This window comes from uncultured Mobiluncus sp. (assembly GCF_947254095.1).
Lineage (GTDB): Bacteria > Actinomycetota > Actinomycetes > Actinomycetales > Actinomycetaceae > Mobiluncus.
Genome location: NZ_CAMYBV010000008.1, coordinates 78,870 through 96,679, shown reverse-complemented (window position 1 = coordinate 96,679; position 17,810 = coordinate 78,870). Strand labels below are relative to the sequence as shown.

The 17,810-nt window shown below is 60.8% G+C and carries 17 protein-coding genes; 2 read left to right on the top strand and 15 right to left on the bottom strand.

Going from position 1 to position 17,810, the window contains the following annotated elements:
- Window positions 1-451: CarD family transcriptional regulator (locus tag Q0X47_RS04370; RefSeq protein WP_297723280.1), on the bottom strand; the 451-nt coding region annotated here is incomplete at its 3' end.
- A 140-nt stretch (window positions 452-591) separates the two neighbouring features.
- Here Q0X47_RS04370 and Q0X47_RS04365 point away from each other — a divergent pair.
- Window positions 592-825, top strand: coding sequence for a hypothetical protein (locus tag Q0X47_RS04365; RefSeq protein WP_297723278.1), 234 nt, complete (start codon window positions 592-594; stop codon window positions 823-825).
- A gap of 244 nt (window positions 826-1,069) precedes the next feature.
- On the opposite strand, the gene Q0X47_RS04360 is transcribed toward Q0X47_RS04365, so the two are convergent.
- The 14 genes from Q0X47_RS04360 to Q0X47_RS04295 all read right to left on the bottom strand — a co-directional run bounded on the left by Q0X47_RS04360 (window position 1,070) and on the right by Q0X47_RS04295 (window position 16,466).
- Window positions 1,070-1,804, bottom strand: coding sequence for a phosphoglyceromutase (locus Q0X47_RS04360; protein ID WP_297723276.1), 735 nt, complete (start codon window positions 1,802-1,804; stop codon window positions 1,070-1,072).
- A gap of 81 nt (window positions 1,805-1,885) precedes the next feature.
- The gene (locus Q0X47_RS04355) at window positions 1,886-2,209 is read right to left on the bottom strand and encodes an AzlD domain-containing protein (RefSeq protein WP_297723274.1); all 324 of its coding nucleotides are present in this window, start codon (window positions 2,207-2,209) and stop codon (window positions 1,886-1,888) included.
- Window positions 2,206-2,964 carry an AzlC family ABC transporter permease gene (locus tag Q0X47_RS04350; RefSeq protein ID WP_297723272.1) on the bottom strand — a complete coding sequence of 253 codons (759 nt, stop codon included), beginning with the start codon at window positions 2,962-2,964 and terminating at the stop codon, window positions 2,206-2,208. The genes Q0X47_RS04355 and Q0X47_RS04350 overlap by 4 nt, the downstream gene beginning before the upstream one ends.
- A 22-nt stretch (window positions 2,965-2,986) precedes the next feature.
- The gene (gene cysS, locus Q0X47_RS04345; RefSeq protein ID WP_297723270.1) at window positions 2,987-4,507 is read right to left on the bottom strand and encodes a cysteine--tRNA ligase; all 1,521 of its coding nucleotides are present in this window, start codon (window positions 4,505-4,507) and stop codon (window positions 2,987-2,989) included.
- Window positions 4,508-4,716: 209 nt separating this feature from the next.
- Window positions 4,717-5,694 (bottom strand): 23S rRNA (guanosine(2251)-2'-O)-methyltransferase RlmB, encoded by a 978-nt coding sequence (rlmB, locus tag Q0X47_RS04340; RefSeq protein WP_297723283.1) that lies wholly within the window; start codon window positions 5,692-5,694, stop codon window positions 4,717-4,719.
- 55 nt (window positions 5,695-5,749) lie between these two features.
- On the bottom strand, window positions 5,750-6,304 hold the full coding sequence (locus tag Q0X47_RS04335) for a DUF1003 domain-containing protein (RefSeq protein ID WP_297723268.1): 555 nt from the start codon (window positions 6,302-6,304) through the stop codon (window positions 5,750-5,752).
- The gene (locus tag Q0X47_RS04330) at window positions 6,297-7,784 is read right to left on the bottom strand and encodes a magnesium transporter MgtE N-terminal domain-containing protein (RefSeq protein WP_297723266.1); all 1,488 of its coding nucleotides are present in this window, start codon (window positions 7,782-7,784) and stop codon (window positions 6,297-6,299) included. The genes Q0X47_RS04335 and Q0X47_RS04330 overlap by 8 nt, the downstream gene beginning before the upstream one ends.
- 41 nt (window positions 7,785-7,825) lie before the next feature.
- The gene (locus Q0X47_RS04325) at window positions 7,826-8,746 is read right to left on the bottom strand and encodes a cytochrome c biogenesis CcdA family protein (RefSeq protein ID WP_297723264.1); all 921 of its coding nucleotides are present in this window, start codon (window positions 8,744-8,746) and stop codon (window positions 7,826-7,828) included.
- Between the two features lie 70 nt (window positions 8,747-8,816).
- Entirely contained in the window at window positions 8,817-9,659 is an 843-nt protein-coding gene (locus Q0X47_RS04320; protein ID WP_297723262.1) for a thioredoxin domain-containing protein, read from the bottom strand.
- Between the two features lie 67 nt (window positions 9,660-9,726).
- Window positions 9,727-11,544, bottom strand: a complete 1,818-nt coding sequence (locus tag Q0X47_RS04315; RefSeq protein WP_297723260.1) for an N-acetylmuramoyl-L-alanine amidase — start codon at window positions 11,542-11,544, stop codon at window positions 9,727-9,729.
- Between the two features lie 21 nt (window positions 11,545-11,565).
- Window positions 11,566-12,801, bottom strand: coding sequence for a hypothetical protein (locus Q0X47_RS04310; protein ID WP_297723258.1), 1,236 nt, complete (start codon window positions 12,799-12,801; stop codon window positions 11,566-11,568).
- Window positions 12,802-12,865: 64 nt separating this feature from the next.
- Entirely contained in the window at window positions 12,866-13,672 is an 807-nt protein-coding gene (locus Q0X47_RS04305) for an anaerobic ribonucleoside-triphosphate reductase activating protein (protein ID WP_297723256.1), read from the bottom strand.
- A 71-nt stretch (window positions 13,673-13,743) separates the two neighbouring features.
- On the bottom strand, window positions 13,744-14,376 hold the full coding sequence (locus tag Q0X47_RS04300) for a hypothetical protein (RefSeq protein WP_297723254.1): 633 nt from the start codon (window positions 14,374-14,376) through the stop codon (window positions 13,744-13,746).
- Between the two features lie 194 nt (window positions 14,377-14,570).
- Entirely contained in the window at window positions 14,571-16,466 is a 1,896-nt protein-coding gene (locus Q0X47_RS04295) for a ribonucleoside triphosphate reductase (protein WP_297723252.1), read from the bottom strand.
- 182 nt (window positions 16,467-16,648) lie between these two features.
- On the opposite strand from Q0X47_RS04295, the gene Q0X47_RS04290 reads away from it, so the two are divergent.
- Complete coding sequence (locus Q0X47_RS04290; protein ID WP_297723250.1) at window positions 16,649-17,797, top strand: pyridoxal phosphate-dependent aminotransferase; 1,149 nt, start codon at window positions 16,649-16,651, stop codon at window positions 17,795-17,797.
- Window positions 17,798-17,810 lie beyond the last annotated feature (13 nt).

Sequence of the window (17,810 nt, the reverse complement as noted above, 5' to 3'; positions counted from 1 at the left end):
AAGCGTCCTCTTCGTTGGTTTTTTCAGCCAAGGCCAGCTCGGAAACCAGAATCTGGCGCGCTTTGGTCAGCATCCGCTTTTCACCAGCGGACAGTCCGCGGTTCGAGTCACGGCGGGACAGGTCACGCACCACTTCGGCTACCTTGACGACGTCGCCGGTAGCGATTTTTTCCACGTTGGCCTTGTAACGGCGCGACCAGTTGGAGGGCTCATCGGTCTTCTTGGCGCGCAACACCTCAAAGACGTGCTCCAGCCCGGCTTCATCAACGACATCGCGTACCCCGACCATCTCTACGTTCTCAGAGGGAATCTGGATGGTGAGGTCGCCCTGGGCGACACGTAGCTTGAGATATTCGCGTTCCACACCTCCTATGACTCGGGTCGTAATCTCTTCGATTGTGGCGGCCCCATGATGGGGATAAACAACGGTTTCGCCAACATTAAATGTCATATTGAAAATCTCCCGTTTTTGAGGTGGATATACTTATGTTATCACGATTTTGTGGTAAAGAGCAATTAAAGGTGTGCCCCCTTTTGGCGCAATGGCGCGAAAAAATGCCTCCTACAGCGCGAAATTTTACCGAGGTAACAATGATTGAACCGAAAAGAAAAAAGAAGTCCGGACGTAAAAAGAAACAGGGTATTGACCTAACAAATGCCCCGGTAAAACGGAAAGCAGTCAAGGCGGCGCGCCGGGTAATGGCTTCACAAGCCGGGGATGTGGCGGCTTTGCACGGGGCCGAAGCGGAACTGCTTGACCCTCCGGTCTATGAAGTGGCGCGGCGCGGGATTTTGGCGGAGCCTTCGCGCAGCACTGAGTTTTAGACTCCGCGACACGCCGGAACATTCGCGCAAACCCGGCGACACGCCCGGTGTGTCTGGTGTGCCGGACCCAACCGAAAACAACCCCCACCGGCCTGGAGAGGCAACCCGACTACCCCACCGACCTGATGCGTCACTGCTGGAGCTGGTGGACCTGGCAAAACTGCCTGCTCTGCAAACCCCACCCGGCCGACAACTACTTGGGGCGCCTCGGTATACCGAAGCGCCCCAAACAGTTTGAGATGAACTATTTGCCTTGGTTAGCTACCGCTTTGATGGCGTCGGCAGCTGCGTCTGGATCCAGGTAGCGGCCGTGGGCGACAGGCTTGAAGTCCTCGCCCAGCTCGTAGTACAGCGGAATCCCGGTGGGGATGTTCAGACCGGAAATCTCGGCATCGCTGATGGAATCCAGGTGCTTCACAATGGCGCGCAGCGAGTTGCCGTGAGCCGCCACCATGACGGTCTTGCCAGTCTTAAGGTCGGGGATGACCGCATCTTTCCAGTAGGGCAACGCGCGTTCCAGCACGTCCTTGAGACATTCCGAACGCGGAATCGGCTCACCGGCGTAACGCGGATCGGCGTCTTGGCTGAACTCGGAACCGAGCTCAATCTGGGGCGGCGGCACGTCATAGGACCGGCGCCACTGCATAAACAGATCCTCGCCGTATTCGTCGCGGATAGCCTTTTTGTTCAAGCCCTGCAAGGCGCCGTAGTGCCGTTCGTTCAACCTCCACGAGCGGTGCACCGGAATCCAGTGCCGGTCGCATGCGTCCAACGCCAGGTTGGCGGTCATAATCGCGCGGCGCAGCAGGGAGGTGTGCAAGACATCAGGCAGGATACCTTCCTTCTTTAGCAGCTCACCGCCGTGGGTAGCTTCGGCGCGGCCCTTTTCGCTCAAAGGTACGTCAACCCAGCCGGTGAACAGGTTTTTCGCATTCCATTCGCTCTCGCCGTGGCGGAGCAGCACAAGTTTGTATGTCATGGTTTCATTCTTCCACAGGCCTTTGCTCGTCATAGGGCTTTTGGTTCCGGTTTTCTGGTGCGCCACGCCTTTGGCGAGTGTTCACGAAAGGTTGGGCAAGAACCCTGGTGCGACCTCACAAACCCACACCGTGAGCGCCGCGGCGACAGCCACAACAAACAGCGACTGACCTCGCCACGACAGCACCAGGGCGACCCCAATGCCCAACACTGCGGAAATCAGGGAACCGGTCGAGAGGAACGCGGCGGGAATAATCATCGCGGCCAGCACCGCCCACGGCACGTAGTACAGGAAAGAATTAATCCAAGGAGACTTGATATCCCGACGCAACACCAGCAGCGGCAGGACGCGCAAAGCATAGGTGACCAGCGCGGTCACCAGGATAGCAGTGGCCAGGTAGCTCATAGTTCACCCGCTTTCCCCGCTTCGCCGCCGGACAGTTGTGGGCCGGCTGCAGTCTCTCGGTGTGGAAAGAACGTCGCCCCAATCCCCGCGGCCACCAGGGTGGCTATAATGATGCGCCAGCCGGAGGACAGCTGGGACACGACCGGGGCAAAAGCGAGTCCGACCGAAGTCCCCGCCGCGATGGCCACCACCATTTTTACCTGCGAGGACTGTTTAAACGGGGGCATGACGATGGCGATAAACATGGCGTAAAGCAAAATTCCCGCCGCGTTTTCCACCGCTTTGGGCAGTGCTTCGCCCACATACGCCCCGACCAGGGTGCCTGACACCCAGCCCACAATCGGCAGAATCATCGAACCGAGATAATGTGCGAAACCCACGTGAGCCCGCCCGATGTTGATGGCATAAATCTCGTCGGTGACCCCCAGTGCCATCACCATCCGCTTGAGACTGCCGACCGGACGGGGATTTGTACTGGTCAGGCGCTGGGACAGGGAGGTACTCATCAGCAGGTAGCGCAGGTTCACCAGCGCCGTGGTTACGGCCAGCTCCACCAGGCCGCCCTGGGCCGCAATGATGGTGATACCGGCAAACTGGCCGGTTGAGGAGATGCTGGTGAGGGAAAATACAGCCGAGGACAGGGGCGGCAGCTTGCCTTGCGCCCAATACATACCGATGGCGATGGATACCGCGAAATAGCCCAGTCCGATGGGAAGTCCTGCCTTGATTCCCGCGGTAAAGTCGTGTGTTTTCAACAGTCTGACCTGCTTTACGGGGCTAACCGAACGTGACCGGGCCGCACTGGGCGCCGGCGGGGGTGTCCACCACCGGGGCGACGTGGGCTTGCAACAGGTCGCGAATCGCGTCGGCACGGTCCCAATCCCGCTGCGCCTTCGCGTCAGCACGCTGCTGCAAAAGGGCGGTGACCAGCGCTTCCAGGGTTTCGTTTGGAGCCTCCGTGGCGTCGGGGGCGGCACTGGCTGCCTGCGTCGCGGGCGCTGGCGTGGCCCAAGCCGGGTCGTCCGGGTCCAAACCGAACACGTCCAGCATGGCGCGCAATTGCCGGGCTGCCTGTTGAGCGCCAGACGTGTCCCCGCTGGCCAAGGCTGTTTTGCCGGCTTTCAGGGTGCGATGCAGTGCCGGGAGGGCGCCGGGAACATTCAAGTCATCGTCCAAAGCCGCCACGAAGTCCGCGGGTAACTCGACCGCGGCCAGTTCGCGTTGCCGAGCAAGGTCCGGATCGACATCGCCATAGATATTGCAAACCTCCGGAACCACCGCCCCCGCCGGAGCGGACCGAGGAACTTGCTGGAGGAAACTTGTGAATTTATCCCACAACAAAGCCGCCTGTTTCAAGGAATCCTCGGAGTATTCCAGATTCGTTCGATAGTGCGTGGTGACCACGGACATCCGCACCACCGCCGGATCCCAATCCTCCAGCAGGCGGCGCACCCCGACCACGTTGCCCACCGACTTCGACATTTTTTCGCCCTTCAGCGTCAGCCAGGCGTTATGCATCCAGTAGCGGGCAAACCCCCAGCCCGCCCCGTGAGACTGCGCCATCTCATTTTCATGGTGGGGAAAGCGCAGGTCCAGCCCGCCGCCGTGAATGTCGAACGTGTCGCCCAGGTAGGCCTGGCTCATGGCGGAGCATTCCAGGTGCCAGCCGGGACGTCCGCGTCCCCAGGGCGCGTCCCAAGCTGCATCGGCGGGTTCGTCGTCTTTCGCGGCTTTCCACAGGGCAAAGTCGCGGGGGTCGCGTTTGCCCGCCTCGGTGGCGGTGTCGATTTGGGATTCGTCCTCGGTAGAAGCGAGTTCGCTGACCGGCTGGTTCGTCAGCGCGCCGTAGTCCGGCAGGGAGGTCACCGAGAAATACACGTTACCGTTAGTGTCGCTGTAGGCGTGACCCCGCTCGAGCAAGCGCTCAATCAGCGCAATCTGTTGGGGAATATGCCCGGTGGCGTGCGGAGTCACGGTCGGGGGCACGGTGTTCAAAGCCCGGTAGGCAAAGTCGAATTCTCGCTCGAAATGGGCCGCCAGCTCCCACCACGGCACGCCGGCAGCGGCTGATTTAGTCAAAATTTTGTCGTCAATATCGGTGACGTTGCGCACGTAAGTTACCGCGTATCCCTGCCGGCGCAGCCAGCGCACCAACACGTCGAAGTTCAGTGCGGCGCGCAAATGCCCTAGGTGAGGAGCCCCCTGCACTGTCGGTCCGCACAGATAAAGCCCTACTTTTCCCGGCGTGACCGGCTTAAAGTCGCGGACTTCATGCGTGGCGGAATCAAAAATCTTCATGAGCTAAGTCTACTGGCTCGGTCCGGTTTGGGGCAGTAATCGTGCAAATGCACGAGTGACCGATTGTAAAATAGATTTTTGGGTTGTCTGGGTACCTGGGGTGCAAAACCGCAGGTAAGACCAGTTTCGATTTGAGGCAGTTGTCTCGAAACGCAGTGAAATCTGTCATTCGTGCCAGGCAGAACCCAAACTCGGAACAGTCCGCTCACTTAGCCGCGCAGGGCGGCAATCTGGTACAGGGCGATGCCGGTGGCGACAGCAGCGTTCAGGGATTCCATGCGCTTATCAATCGGGATAGACACAATCTGATCGCAGGTTTCGCGCACCAGCCGAGAAATCCCTTTGCCTTCTGAGCCGGTCGCGACCACCAGGGGCTGATCCGCCAGCGTCAAAGCGGGCAAATCCACTTCCCCTCCGCCGTCCAAGCCGATAGCGAACGCCCCCTCCGCCTGCAGCTGCTGCAGAGCATGAGTCAAGTTCCGCGCTTTTGCGACCGGCACAATCGCCGCCGCCCCCGCCGAAACTTTCCACACGGCCGCGGTGACCGAAGCCGAACGATGCTCGCCAATAATGACCCCGTCAGCCCCGAACGCCGCCGCGGAACGCAGCGTCGCCCCCAGGTTGTGCGGGTCGGTGACCTGGTCTAACACAATGAACAGGGGCGGACGTTTCGGCTCAGATTTGGCTCGAGCGACCGCCTGGTCCCACAAATCCATGACTTCGGCATATTCGTAAGCCGCGATTTCCGCCGCAATGCCTTGATGGGTACCCCCCGCGGTGATGCGATCCAGGTCGGCGGGGGAGCATTCTTGCAGCTCCGCTCCCGAAGCGGCCCCGCGCTGCACCACTTTGGACAGGCGCTCGTCTTTCATGAGCGTGGCGGACACGAACAGCCGTTTCAGCGGTACCCCGGCCGCGGCGGCTTCGACTACCGGGTTGCGTCCGAAAATGATTTCGCTGTCAGCAGCGGTGGTGGGCCGGTACTTGTTTTTCGCGGCCGCCCGCTGAGTTACTCCCGAGGTGTGGGTGGCTTTGCGTTCCGCCTCCAGACGGTCACGATAGGCCTGGTGGTAAGGACGATTGGCGGCTTTCGGGGTCGGCCCTTTACCTTTCAAGCGGTGCCGACGCACCCCGCCGCTACCTTTCGGGGCGTGCGAAGTTGATTTCTTTGGACTCATGCCGACCATTTTACCCAACGTGTTTTCACCGGGCGCAAACTCACGGCGACCCGGGTGCAGGTCGTTAGCGCTGGTTAGAATCCGTGCTGGGGAGAGTATCGTCTGGTTCTTCGGACGAGTTGGCAGCGCGCTGTTCCAGCTCGTCGAGCAGGTCACGGATTTCCGAACGCACAAAATCGCGGGTCGCGAGCTCTGACACCGCCAAACGCAGGGCGGCAATCTCTCGGGTCAAATATTCGGTATCGGCCAAGGTCCGGGCGGCCTGCTGGCGGTCTTGTTCCGCAATGACCCGGTCGCGGTCGTCCTGCCGGTTTTGCGCAAACATAATGAGCGGCGCGGCGTAGGAGGCTTGGGTGGAAAACATCAGGTTCAACAGGATGAACGGGTAGGGATCCCACGGGTTATCCCCTAGGGATTGGGTCAAAATCAGGTTCGCGGCAATCCAGACCGCCACGAAAACCGTCATCCACAAGATGAACTTGGAAGTACCCATGAACCGGGCGGTGCTTTCCGCCACCCGGGTAAACAGCGAGCGATCCTGGGCGCCCATCTGAGAGCGGCGCCGGCGCCCGAACACTCCGCGGCGCCCTTCGGTGGGGGTCTCCAATCCCTTAGACATCGGGGTTGACCTCCTTACCAGTTTCTCTACCAGCCTCTGTTTCTTGGGGAGTCTGCGGGTGGTGAACTTTATCCGCCAAGATGGCGCTTACCGTGGGGAGCGCAGTGGGGGCGTCGTCCTCATCACTGGGTGCGCCCTCCGCATCGTCCGAGGCCAGGGCCGCAGCGGTGTCTTGCTCCGTTTCCTCGTCACCGGCGGCGGCTTCGGCTTCCGCAATGGCGGCTTGTTCGGCTTCGGCGCGGTCGTCCCACCGCCAGTCGTCGGGCAGCAGGTGGTCCAAAACGTCGTCAACCGAGACAGCTCCCAGCAGGGAACCGGAGTTTGGCCCCACGACTGGGATAGCGGTCAGGTTGTAGGTTGCCATGGTACGCGTCAGGTAGTCTACCGACCGATCCGGGGTCACGGCCTCCAGGTCAGTGTCGACAATGTTTCCCAACATGACGTGGGGTGGTTCCCGCAAAGCTCGCTGCAGGTGCACGACCCCGATAAATTTTCCGGTGGGGGTCTCGAGGGGCGGGCGGGCCACCATCGCGATAGCGGCCAGAGCGGGGGGAATGTCTCGGCGCTGCACGTGCGCGAGCATGGTGGCGACCGTATCGTCCGGCGCCAGCACCACCGGTTCGGTAGTCATCAGGCCGCCGGCCGTTTCCTCGTCGTAGGCCAGCAAACGCCGCACGTCTTTCGCCTCTTCCGGCTCCATCAGTTCCAGCAGGTTCGCCGCGACTTCCCGCGGAAGTTCAGCCACCAAGTCGGCGGCGTCGTCGGGTTGCATGACGTCCAACACATCAGCGGCCCGCGCCGGATCCAGCGAGGAAACAATCTTAACCTGATCGTCTTCCTCCAATTCTTCCAGCACGTCAGCCAAGCGGCTGTCGGGCAATTGAGAAGCAACCGAAAGCATTCGCGTATCGGACAAATCGTGCAGGGCGTCAGCCATATCGGCCGGTTTCATTTCGCCCAACGTGGCCAGTAGAGAATCCGCCGCTTGATCGGCCCCTCCGACGGTCAAACCGGTGACTTCCTCGACCCCCACATGCAAGGTTTCCCCAAGCTTGGTGCGGAACGCCCCCCGGCGCGCCCGCGCTACGTAAAGTTCAGTAACAGCCCAGGTCCGGTCCTTTTGCCTCTCGATACCCAAGTCGAGAATCTGAGCCTGACCCGAACCGTCCTTTAGCGTCACGACCCGATCCAGCACGTCTTGAATCGCGCAAGTTTCCAAAGGTCGAGCCTGGAAACGGCGCAGGTTCACCAGCCCGGTCGTAATCACGGCGCCGGACTTGATGGCGGTGACCCGAGTGATGGGCACGAAAACCCGGTGGGCGCGGGTCACCTCCACCACCAAACCGATGGCGACCGGCGGTCGGCGGTGCATCAAAACCACCACGTCATACACTTTCCCGACCGGATCTCCGATAGGGTCGAAGACGGCGGTTCCCCCCAGGCGTCCCACGAAGACGCGTTCAACTTCGTCTCTGCTCACGTGTAAATCCTACCTGTTTGTGCCGGTGAGGGTGGGAAACTTCATGAGGCGGGGGCAGGTGCGGTGTCCTCAGAAGGGTGGGGGCGGCGTTTTCCCCATAGGTAGACCGCCGCGAATGCCACCAGCAGCGCTGCCAGCAGCCAGAACAGCCAGTTGGGAATCCCCGACAGGGCGCGTTGCACCGCGAACTCCAGATTGGACTGGGTGCTGGCGGACAGCAGGGAAGTGGCCAGACCGCCGGGACCTGTCAGCATCAGTACCAACCCCAACAGGGTAATCAACAGTCCAGAAACCAGGTTCCCCACGGAGGAATCCCGACCCAAGACCTTGAGGGGGCGCGGGCGCAGCACCCGATTCGGAATCAAGTTCCACAAAAATGACAGCACGGCGACCGGGGTAAACATTCCCAGGCCGAACGCAAACATGGTAAAGAATCCAGTTACCGGGGATCCACCGCTAACACTAAAAGCGAGGATGGAACCCAAAATCGGGGCTTGACAGCCGGTCGCGGCGACCCCGTAGGTCAGGCCCATCAGGAAAATCGCTGCCGGAGCGGTGCGTTCGACCGGGGCGTTCCCGCCCTGTGGGGAATCGCCCGAAACCGGGGTGCGGCGCGCAGCACGGCGCCGTTTCCACACTTGGAACCGGCTTTTCAGGCCGCCAAAGTTCGGTACCGGCAACGCCAGAGCTTGCCACACCCCGAACAGGACAATAATCAATCCTGCCCACACGGTCAGACCGCGCAGTTTCGCGTTCAGCACCGCGCCGAGGGCTCCGAAAGCGGCCCCGGTGGGCAGCAATCCCGCCATGAGTCCCAGGAAAAACACGGCCGTGCGGGACGCTAACTTGGTCTTTGACGAAAAAGCGTAAGAAAAGAAAGACGGAATCAGCAGGGCCGAACAGGGCGAAAACAGGGTCAGAATCCCCCCGGCATACGCCACCGCGAAAGTTACTGAGTCCATTGCGCCCCCTTCCTCGCGGGTCTATCTCCCGCAGTGAGCTCGAAAAAATGATGTGGCCAGTGGCCGGAGCCTACTTTGCGGCCAAGAATTTTTGGTACTCGATAGAGTGCTCGAAGTACTCAATCGGGTAGGCTCCCGAAATCGTGGAATCGCCCAGCACGAAGAAAGGCGTGCCGTTGACGCCAACCGAATGGCCCGATTCGGTTTCTGCGGAAACGGTGGATTGGGTTTCCGCAGCGTTCATGTCGGCCTTGAACCGCCCCAAGTCGGTGATGCCAACGGATTGGGCAATCTGGATCACCTTGTTCTCGTCATAAGTAGGGTGCTCGCCCTCGGGGGCAATCCCGTAGGCGGCCCGCACGAAATCCCACAGTTTGCCCTGTTTCATCGCCGCAATCGCAGCCCGAGCAGCCACGTCGGACCGATACTGGTCAGCGAAAATGACCATATTGTGCCACTGTATCTTCAGGGTGCCGTCATCGACATATTTCTGCAGTTTCGGCAACGTATCGTTGCCCCAACTGGTACACATCGGGCAGGAAAAATCGCTCAGAACAGTCAACGTCACCGGGGCATCGGGTTTCCCCAAGGTGCGCTCGGGCTCGTCGGCACCGTCGTGCAGGATTTTCATGGCTTGCAGCCCACCCTCGTTCGTGACCGAGGAAGCGAAGTCTTGACCGGGGACCAAGCCCGTTTGGGCCACAAAGTCCGCCACGGCCTTCTGACCGCCGGCATTGCCGGTGGGCGAACCGGAACCGGTAGGGGTGGCCGCCGGGGGGTTCGCTGTCGGCGCGGTGGCGCGCCCCACGAAAAACGCGATGACTAAAAGCACCACAATGGCCAGGACGCCAATAATTTTCAAAGCCCACACATTGGCGGCGCTGCGTTCCACAGGTTTGTCTTTATCGCTCATTGTCCCTCATATTTCTAAATACTTCCTTGAGTCAAGCATAGCGGAAGCGCGGTTTACCGCCGGGCGGCTACTGTCCGCCCGTGGGAGCGGCCGGGGAGGCTGACTCCGCGGGCGCAGATTGCGTCGCTGCCGACGCAGCCGCGTCAGAAGCCGGAGAGCTCGACTCCGGTCGGTGCGCCTCTGCCCACGCTTTCAGACCGTCGAACAAGGATTGGGCGTAGCGTTCCTGACCCGTATCCGACTTCATGAGGGCGGCATCAGCGGGGTTGCGCATCTCGCCGAGCTCCACCATCGCGGCGGGCACTTCAGATAAATTCAACGTCGCCAAATCGGAACGCTTCCACACCCCGCTGCTGATCGACCCCCCGGACTGGGGCGTGAATCCTCCCTCCTGCAGCGCCTTGACCAGTTTGGCAGCCAAATCGGAGGCGGGCTGCTTTTGGGCCTCGTTCAATGGTGGCTCAGAAATCATCACGAAGAATCCGTGCTGAGCCGTGTCCGTGGTGCCGTTGGCGTGAAGGGAAACCATCACGTCAGCCCCGACCTTTTGCGCAAACTGGCCGCGGGCATCTACGCACGGCCCCACTCCCTGATCCGAGTCGCGCGTCAGGAACACGGTGGCGCCCGACGCCTCCAACTTGGTCTTAAGGGCGTTCGCAATCTTCCAGTTGAACTCGTGTTCGGTGTAGCCGTCAGCGGTAGCGGTGCCGGTCGTGTTGCAGGGTTTTTGCCCACCGCGCCCGTCGGGAACATTCGTCCCGATTTGCTGCCAAGCTGCGGCGTTACCGCCATTATGGCCCGGGTCGAGAGCGACTTTCAGCCCTTTCAGTCCCCCGGCCGTCCCGGCATCGGGGTCCTCAGACGGTCCCGCGTTTCCGACGGAGTCCGGATTGTTCGGGTTCGGTTTGGCAAAATCGCTGGGGGTAGCGGTGACGGTCACGGTGGGACGTGGCACCAGGTTCATTCCCGCGCTCACCCCGATACCGACGCTGACCAGGGACAGGATAATTCCTCCGGCCAGGAGCACCAGCGGCGAAATCCCGTCGTTCGGCCGCGGTTCGGGGGTTCCCGTCCCGACCCGGCGCAGTCGTAGCTGGGAGGGACCTTCCGGGGTTTGGGCAGTGAGGGACTTCCACCGCGGCTCAGACAAATCCGCTCGGGTAGGTGGGGTACCCGAGGCCCTTTGCGGGGGGTGCGGCGAGACCGCTTTCAGGTGTTCCCAGTCCGCGTCGGGGTGTGCCGCGGCACGTTTGGAAGTCCGCTGCGGCGCGCTGCTGAGAGAATCTGCGCCGGTCCCCAGGGCATCCGCTCTGGGTGGTGTCGCGGCTGCGGCACTGGTCGCGCCCAAGTTGTCCCACCCGGACACTAAAGATTTCCACCCCTCGGAATGGACCGGTTCGGGTCGGCGCTGCACGGGTTTGCGCCCGGTTCGGGCTGGTGGCGCGGTGGGTGCGGCAGGTTCTCCCGGAGCCAAGGGGGTGTCGAAATCCTCGCGCATCGCGTCGGGGATTTCCGCGGCTGAAAGATCCGGAGTATCCGCGGCATCAGACCGGGAAAAGGGCGGATCTTGGTGTTGAGGGCCGTCGGAGTTCAGCATATTTTGGGCATTGGCTAATAAGGCGGCAATACCCGGATTGTCCCCGTAAGGAAGTTGGGGCAGCTGGCTGGCGCTAGCGGCGCCAGCCGCTTCGGCGGCGGCGGAAAATTCTTCAAAAAAGCTGGCGGCGTTAGCGTCCGAGGGCTTGTGCTCGGGGTTACGGGCGGAGTCCGGAGCCGCGGGGAGACGACGATCCGGGGGCTTTCCCAGCGAAGAGGAACGTGCTGGAGGCGCAGTCGGGTAATCCTGGGTCGGTTCCCAGGTATCGAATTCCTCCCAGTTGGGCATATTGCTCCTGTTACTGATGGTTTATTGCCCGGTGGCGTCTTGTTGATGGTAGTCCTGTTTGGCAAAGAAAAATCCTTTGCCGGTGATGGTGTTCCAGCATTGGGTGCCGTTATAGGTCGATTGGCAGGCAAAATCGCCGTAGGTCATGGCTGTCTCGTGTGGAATCACGCCTCCGCTGGGGGAGTAATCCTGGTTGGGCTGACAAGTGGTGGAAGGGTCCCCGTCCCGCATACTGATGACCAAAGAATCCAGATTCGGCTCGCAGCCGGCTACTGAGCTGATAAGGTTGCGGACCTGACAAATGAGTTCATCGCCGTCTACCTGGCAGGTGGAGTCTCCGGTTTCGGTGACAAAAGACTGGATATTTTGGGCGCCGGCCGGTGCCGGAGCCACCGTCTGACGTGGGGATTCGCTGGCTGGAGTTTTTTCTTTAGCTGTGGGAGTTTCGCTCGTGCTATCGCCGGTGGCGTTCGGGGAATCTGTGTCAGGCTGGTCGTAGCCGCCTCCAATAACCCCGGTCATCACCAACACTATCGCGACAACCATGCCGATTACGGCAACGAGCAAAACGGAAAAAATGACCCACAAAACGGTGTTGGATTTTGGCTTCGCGGCCATCGGCGGATAAGGGGCGGGGGTCGGACTCGTCACCGGGATATTGCCGGTGACGGGAGCCATGTACTGGGTTTGTGTCGCGGCTGGAGGCACGGTGCCGTAGCTTCCCATGCCCGCGCCCTGGTTGGGAGCCGCGTTGGGCGGATAGGACGGGGGCAGGCCGGAGGTCGGTACCGGGGCGGACACGGGGGTACTCTGCGGGGGCAGTACAGTGGTTTCTGTCGGGTTTTGTCCCAGTATTGAAGTTCGGTTGGGGCTCACGGACGGGGTTTCCCCGGTGGCGGGGGTTGTCGCCGAGTCGGGCGTCACCAGGGTTTCCGGTTGCTGTGCGGCGGTTTCTGTGGGGATGACTGCCGCGAAAGTTGCGGGGGTTGCCGGCTCGCTGGGGGTCGGCGCTGCTGACAGACCGGGAAGGGGAAGGGTAGGCATGGGCATCATCTGGCCAGCCTCAAACGCAGCCTGACGCTCCCGCAGGGCGGCGATGACTTCGGGCTCATTTTTGTTCACCAGCCAGTCGAGCAGTCCGGTATAGGCCGCGGGGTTTTTCGCGATTAACGGACGCAGTTCCGCATTGGTCGCCAGCTGTTGTAAATCCAAACCGGGAGTAGACGGGTCACTAGCCTGGGCACGCAGTTCATCCATACGGCCATTATTCCACAAAATCGCGTATTTCCACCTGTAACTTAGGGCTTTACGGAGCGAGAGGCTAGCCGGCGGAACCGCGAAACACGAAATGCGCAAACATTCCTGTGAGCTCCTCGGCTTGGCGAGCCAAGTCAGCCGCGAAGGATTTGGCTTGAGTTTGGGCGCAAAGTTCCTGAAATTCTGGGCGCGTGCCGTCGGGACGGGCCTGCTGCAACGCCAGGCGTTCCACCCCGCGCTCCTGCAGGGCACGGGCCAAAGCGGGGAGAGCCGACGGGTTCGTGTCGCCCGCTTCAGTGCCGGGATAGGCGGTGACGCGTACCTCGTAATCCGGTAGGGTTCCGGCCCGGTGCGCCGCCAACACCAAGTCCAGCGCCTTCCAAGCGTCCGTGCCGGCCTGACGCGCTTGTGTACGGCCCACCACTTGGGGATAGTTTTGTGCCAAACCTTTCACGTCTATGCCGACCCAGTCGAGCAACCCGGCCTCCAACAGCTGCACCAGACGCTGCGGGTAGGCCCCTCCGGTGTGCAACCCCACCAGAAAACCCAGGTCGCGCACCCGCTGCGCGGCGGGCACCAGCGCTGCCTGACGAGTCGGCTCCCCGCCAGAAAACACGACCCCGTCGAGCAAACCGCGCCGCCGCCCCAGCAGCTCCCACAGGTCCGCCTCCTCGTAACCGGCGGGCGTCCGCGGGTCAATGATGGCAAAATTTTGGCAATATCCGCAGTTCCAGGGGCAGCCTTGCAGGAACACGCTGGCGGCCAGTTTCCCCGGCCAATCCACCGTGGAAAACGGCGTCACCCCGGCGATAACCAAACCCGTGAGCGGGCAATCGGTTTCATTCTGTTCATCAATGCAGCCTGTGTTCACGATGGGTCTTTCTAATCGTTGCTAAAAATGCCCGGGAAGCCCCGAGATGGGGCTTCCCGGAAGCTATAGACTTAGAGTTTTTCGTAGTTGGTAACCATGAAACCTTCAATCGGGACTTGATAACGCACGAACATCAGGTTAGATGAATCCGCTGGCAAGGTGTATTCCCAAGTGGCTTCGGCTGGGCTGTCCACACCGCAAGCGACTTCGCTGAGTTGACCTGGTTGATCGTCGCCTGCGTCATCAATCTGCGGAGCAATCCACACTTTGATATTCGCGGGTTCAACAGTCTGACAATAGAAAGTGACCTTAATCTTGTCTCCGGTCTTCCAATCGTGATTAGCGTTTAGGTACAGTCGGTAGCTAGAGATTTTGTCTTTATCGAAACTGGCAAAAGTTGGCGAAACGCTGGAACTGGTGAGCTCGATTCCCTTTCCTTCCGCGAACGCTTTGCCTTTCGCTTCCCACTTGTCTACCAATGCGTCCGCATCGTTGACTGTTTCCTCAGCTCCTTCTTGGTCAGGTATGGCCACGTCCTCGGTCGTGGAAATCAGGCCGGTTTTCTGATCAGCAGCGGGCGCCTCGGACGGAGCTTCCGTGGTGGGGGCTTTGGCGTCCGCAGTGGGTTTCTCGTCCCCACCGCCGCAAGCCGATAGACTCAGGGCCAGGGCGAACGCACCCGTCAACGCAAGTAACTTTTTCATGAGTATTCCTTCCATTTGTCAGGCTGAGGGGGCTGGTTGCCCCGGATTGATAAACAGCCTAGGCAAACGGTTAAGGTTTGTAATCACCCAAAAGTACAGAAATTCTCGGTTCGCGGGTGGCGTCCGAAAACTGTCACCCGCGAACCCGGTCGACCCACGACCCTTGTGAAACCACGAGGGTGGTGAATCTGTCCCTATACCAAAGCCGCTTCCGCTAGGCGCGAATGCAGCTCGCCGTGGGAGGCAGCCGCCGACTCGCTGAAGTATTGCCTCTCGGCGAACTCGCCTTTCTTACCGATATTAAAGGACTGAACCGGCCGGAAGTAGCCCATGACGCGGGTCCACACTTCGCAATCTTGGTGCCGGCCCTTTGCTTCGCATTGCGGACAGGTGAAGTGTTCGCCGGAAATGTAGCCGTGCGTCGGGCAGATACTAAACGTTGGCGTGATGGTGATGTAGGGGGTGCGCCAGGTGGTCAGCGAGCGGCGCACCAGCTGCTTGCAGGCCTCCGCGCTGGACACGGCCTCGCCCATGTACAGGTGCAGCACGGTGCCGCCGGTGTACTTGGTCTGCAGTTCCTCCTGCAGTTCCTCGGCCAGGAACGGATCGTTCGTGAACCCGACCGGCAGCTGCGAAGAGTTCGTGTAGTAGGGGTTTTCGGTCGTGCCGGCCTGCAGGATTTTGTCCCCGAAACGTTTTCGGTCAGCTTTCGCCAGGCGGTACGTGGTGCCCTCGGCCGGGGTCGCCTCCAGGTTGTACATATGTCCGGTAGCTTCCTGCAGCTCCACCATCTGGTCGCGCACTCCGTCCAGGATACGGGCCGCCAGGGCGTGTCCGCGCGGGTCGGTGATGTCATAAGCGTCGTCGGTGAAGTTGCGGATCAGCTCGTTCATGCCGTTGACCCCGATGGTCGAGAAGTGGTTGTCCAGCGTTCCCAGGTAGCGTTTCGTGTAGGGGAACAAGCCGTGATCCATGTGGTACTGGATAGTGACGCGCTTACGTTCCAAAGTCACCGAAGCCAACTCAATGAGTTCCCGCAAGCGGGCGCGCAAACCGTCCTCGTCGCCCTTGTGCAGATAACCCAGACGCGCCAAGTTGATGGTCACCACCCCGATAGACCCGGTTTGCTCCGCCGAACCGAACAGCCCGTTACCGCGCTTGACCAGTTCCCGCAGGTCGAGCTGCAACCGGCAGCACATGGAGCGAATCTGGCCGGGGTCCAGTTCCGAGTTGATGAAATTCTGGAAATAGGGCAGCCCGTACTTTGCCGTCATCTCAAACAGCAGGTTGGCGTTGGGGGAGTCCCAATCGAAATCCTTGGTCATGTTGTAGGTCGGAATGGGGAAGGTGAACACACGTCCGTCCGCGTCACCCTCGGTCATGACCTCCATGTAGGCGCGGTTGATGATGTCCATCTCGGCCTGCAGGTCCCCATAAGCAAAGTCGCACAGTTCCTCGCCGATGAGCGGCACCTCGTCGCGCAGGTCGGGCGGGCAGGTCCAGTCAAAAGTGAGGTTCGTGAACGGACATTGACTGCCCCAGCGGCTGGGGACGTTCAGGTTGTAGATGAGTTCCTGCATGCACTGTTTGACTTCGGCATAGGTCATGTCGTCTCGGCGGACGAAAGGCGCCATATAGGTGTCGAAGCTAGAGAATGCCTGGGCGCCCGCCCACTCGTTTTGCAGCGTGCCCAGGAAGTTCACGATTTGTCCGCAGGCCGAGCTGAAATGCCGCGGCGGATTGGAGGCAATGGCCCCGCTGACTCCGTTGAAACCCTGCTGTAGCAGCTGTTTTAGCGACCAGCCGGCACAGTATCCGGCGAACATGTCCAGGTCGTGAATGTGGAGGTCACCGTCGCGGTGGGCAGCACCGGCCGCGGCGGGATAGACCTTGTCCAGCCAGTAGTTGGCGACCATCTTGCCCGCCGCGTTCAGAATCAACCCGCCTACCGAGTAGCCCTGGTTGGCGTTGGCGTTGACCCTCCAATCGGCTTGGCTGAGGTATTCGTCCACTGTCTCTATGGGGTCAACCGTGTGGTGGCGCGGGTTCGTTTCAAAAATGGGGGTCGTCTCTTGCTTCGTTGTAGTCATCTTTTTCCTCTCGTCTCTTCATCTCCCAATCTCGGGGACACAAGAAATTACTCTAGGGAGGTATTTCGCCAAATCAACTACATATTGTGCGTGTTGCTCAATTTTACCACTACATATTGTGTTTGCCCAGGTCTGTGAGTTACGGTGATTCGTCGCTGTGCGTGTCGCGGTATCGTAGGAGGGTGAAATTTTCTCACCGGGTGGAACTGAACGAACCGAACGCCGTGACTGTCGCCCAGGGCGCGGCCCGACGCGACGGCACGTTGAAAGTGAATCTGGCGGATTCTAATCCGACCCGCTGGGGGTTGGGCACACCGGGCCTGCCGCCCTACGAACCCGACCCGCGAGGGCCTCGGGCGGCCCGCGAGGCGCTAGCCGCCTGGCTGAGTGAGCGTGACAAACGCACCGTGAATCCCGACCATCTCTACCTCTTAAGTTCCACGTCCCAGGGCTATGCGTGGTTGACGAAGTTGACGAGTGACCCCGGCGAGCGGCTCGCTGCCCCGACCCCGGGATACCCCCTGGTAGAAACAATCGCGGGGTTGGAAAACGTGGGAGTGGATTTCTATCCCCTGACCTGGGTGGGATCTCGCTGGGAACTGGTCGACCTCAATCCGGGGGCGGTCAGCGCGGTGGTGGCCATCAATCCGAACAATCCCACCGGCTCTTATGTACACGGGGAGGATCGTCAGCGGCTTTTCAACTACTGTGCGAACCACGGGGTGGCGCTCATTGCCGATGAGGTGTTTTTTGACTTCGACCTGCCCGGTGCGCCCACCCGACCCGCCGATCGCCAGCGTCTGGCGGGAACCTCGGAAGTGCTGACTTTTGCCTTGGACGGAATGAGTAAAAACTTGAGCGCTCCGGGGCTGAAAATCGCGTGGCTGGAAGTGTCCGGGCCGGAGCCTGAGGTGGCGGCGGCGCTGGCCCGCCTGGACGTCATCGCGGATGCCTACCTGCCGTTTTCCGATGTTTTGGCCCAGCGCTTGGGGCAATACCTGGCCGCTGTGCCCGCCGCAACCCGTGCCACCCGACAACGCTGCCGCGAGAACCTCGCCACCTTGAGGGACCTTGTGCGTAGGGAGCCGAGTGGAACCGTGAGCCTGCTGGAACCCGAAGGCGGCTGGAACGCGCTGCTGCGATTTCCCGCCCACGTAGACGAGGACGCGCTCATCACCGGGCTGATTGCCCAGCGGGGCATCACCGTGCAGCCGGGGTATTTTTTCGATATGCCTTTTGCCGGGGTGGTGTCGGTGTCGCTGCTGCTCGATGCCCCGGTGTTCCGACCCGCCAGCGAAGCCTTGCTGGCAAGCATCGCTGAACAGCTCTGATTGCCTGGCCGGT